The sequence below is a fragment of the Nocardia sp. NPDC060220 genome, assembly GCF_042727815.1.
Taxonomy (GTDB): Bacteria; Actinomycetota; Actinomycetes; order Mycobacteriales; family Mycobacteriaceae; genus Nocardia.
On record NZ_JBHWZY010000983.1, the window covers coordinates 1 to 2,348 of the forward strand.

2 protein-coding genes are annotated in these 2,348 nt (G+C 69.1%); both read right to left on the reverse strand.

Translation table 11 applies throughout. From position 1 onward, the window contains the following. Positions 1-367: alpha/beta hydrolase family protein (locus tag ACFWF3_RS32590; protein ID WP_379317701.1), on the reverse strand; the 367-nt coding region annotated here is incomplete at its 3' end. A 180-nt stretch (positions 368-547) separates the two neighbouring features. Further along, positions 548-2,348 (reverse strand): thioesterase domain-containing protein (locus tag ACFWF3_RS32595; protein WP_379317703.1); only part of this gene is annotated, 1,801 nt, incomplete at its 5' end.

Consider the following 2,348-nt stretch of genomic DNA (forward strand, 5'->3'; position numbering starts at 1 on the left):
ATTCGGGGACGGCGCGCGCGGCCAGAGAAGCGTTGTATTCCACGATGATCGGTGCGACGGGCTCGTCCGCAGCTCGGGCATGCCGCAGCGCGGCAATGAGGTCGTCGTCCGTAGGAGTTCGTGGCCTACCACCGTGGCCGGGAGCGTCGATCGCGACCACGGTGAAGCCGCAGGCGGTGACGAAATGCTGAGCACGCGCCACGATGCCCGGTGCCTGCTTGTGCTGACCGCCGCCGTGGCCCATCAGCACCACCGGGGCGATGGTGCCGGAATCGGCTGCGCGAGACCAGAGAACGCCGGTGATCTCACCCAGGGTGAAATGGCGTTCGGCGACACCGTTCGACGATGTGTGTGCGGTGAAATGCATGATTGTGCCCTTCGGGAGTGCCTTGTGGGGGCGCTCCCGGCGACCTTGGCGTCAGGCGGCCGACCGTGCTGGGCGGGAGCACCCATGGACTACTGCGTTGATGGGTCTCACCTCCTTCTGCGATGTCACGGACACCGCGACGCTACCAGGCCGACAGCGCCGCGCCACACTCGGTTTCGGCTAGCCCAGTTCCTTGCGGAGCGTGTCGGCGATGACGGTGAGGGCGTGGTCTTCGGTCATGCGCCAGTGGGTTGCGGCCACCGCATGATTGTCGACGGTGCCGGTCACCGCCTCGGACCAGGACGACGCACCGGTGGTTCCGGTCGGATCACTGTGGGCCGCGGTGAAATAGGTGATGGTGCCGTCGAAACGGCGGGGATGGTAGGCGGCGTCGAGGGCGACCGAGGTGGTCGCCGCGTCGACGATCCGGTCGATGCGGGACGGGTCGACCGCGGCTTGTGGTGCGGAGCGCTCGAACAGCGTCCGGGCGAGCTGGTGGATGTCGACAGGGTCGGCGAGGTCCACCTGCTCGGTGCCGGCGAATCCGCCGAGCAGGTCGGCGGCGGTCACCGTCGTCGCGACAGCCGTCGAAGCCGACGACAGGGTGCTGTCCAGCATGGCCAGCACCGCCACCTGCTCGCCGTCCTCCTGGAGTTGCACCGCCATGGCGTGCGCGATGACACCGCCCAGGGACCAGCCGAGCAGGTGGTACGGACCTTCGGCCTGCACCGCGCGAATCTCCTTGAGGTAGCGCAGCGCCCATTCCTCGATCGAATCCGGCAGCGGCTCGCTCGAACTCAGCGCCGGTGACTGGAGACCGTACAGCGGGCGGTCGAGGTGGGCTGCGAGGCCGCTGAAGGACCAGGCGATACCGCTGATGGGGTGGACGCAGAACAGCGGTTCGCCGGTGCCTTCGGTGCGCAAAGGCAGCAGGACGTCGAAAGCGGCATCGATGCCGGCGCTGTCGGTGCCCTCGGCGCGCAATGCCGCGACGATGCCCGCCGGGGTGGGGGTGGTGAAGATCCAGGTGACGGGGACGGTCGCGGCCGTCGCGGCACCCAGCTGGGTCGACAGGCGGGTGGCGCTCAGTGAGGTGCCGCCGAGTTCGAAGAAGTGGTCGTCCATGCCGACGCGGTCCAGGCGCAGGACATCGGCGAAGATTGCGGCGACGGTGTGTTCGATGGCCGTGTCCGGGGCCCGATAGGCGCGGGTGACGAGTGCGGGCGCGGGCAGCGCGGCGCGGTCGAGTTTGCCGGTGTGGGACAGGGGGACTTCGTCGAGCACCGTGATCGTGGCCGGAATCATGTGGGTGGGCAGTGCCTGGGCCGCCCATCGCGCGACACTGTCCACGTCGGCCTCGTGGCCGTGCGAGGCCACCACATAGGACACCAGAACTGTTTCCCCGGCCTGGTTCTCACGACCGACGGTGACGGCGAAGCCGACGTCGGGATGGGAAGCCAGCACCGCATCGATCTCCTGGAGTTCGATGCGGAAGCCGCGGATCTTGAGCTGGAAGTCGGTGCGGCCGCGGTATTCGAGTTCGCCGTCGGCGCGCCAGGCGGCCAGGTCGCCGGTGCGGTACAGGCGGGTGCCCGCGTGGAACGGGTTGGCGACGAAGCGTTCGGCGGTGAGGTCGGGACGGCCCAGGTAGCCGGTGGCCAGCTGAGTACCCGCGAGGTACAGCTCGCCCGGGACACCGACGGGGACCGGGCGTAGCCGTGCGTCCAGGACGTAGACCTGGCTGTTCCAGACCGGTGTGCCGATCGCGACGGTGGTCGCGTCGGCGGCGCTCACCCGGTGGCAGGTGATCGAGACCGCGGCCTCGGTCGGGCCGTAGACGTTGAACAGGGCGGTGTTCGGCGCAGCGGTGGCGAATCGGCGGGTCAGTGCGACCGGCAGAGTCTCACCGATGGCCAGGACGCGGCGCAGCGAGGAGGGGAGTTGCTCGGCGACCAAGGTGTCGAGCATCGACGGCACGACG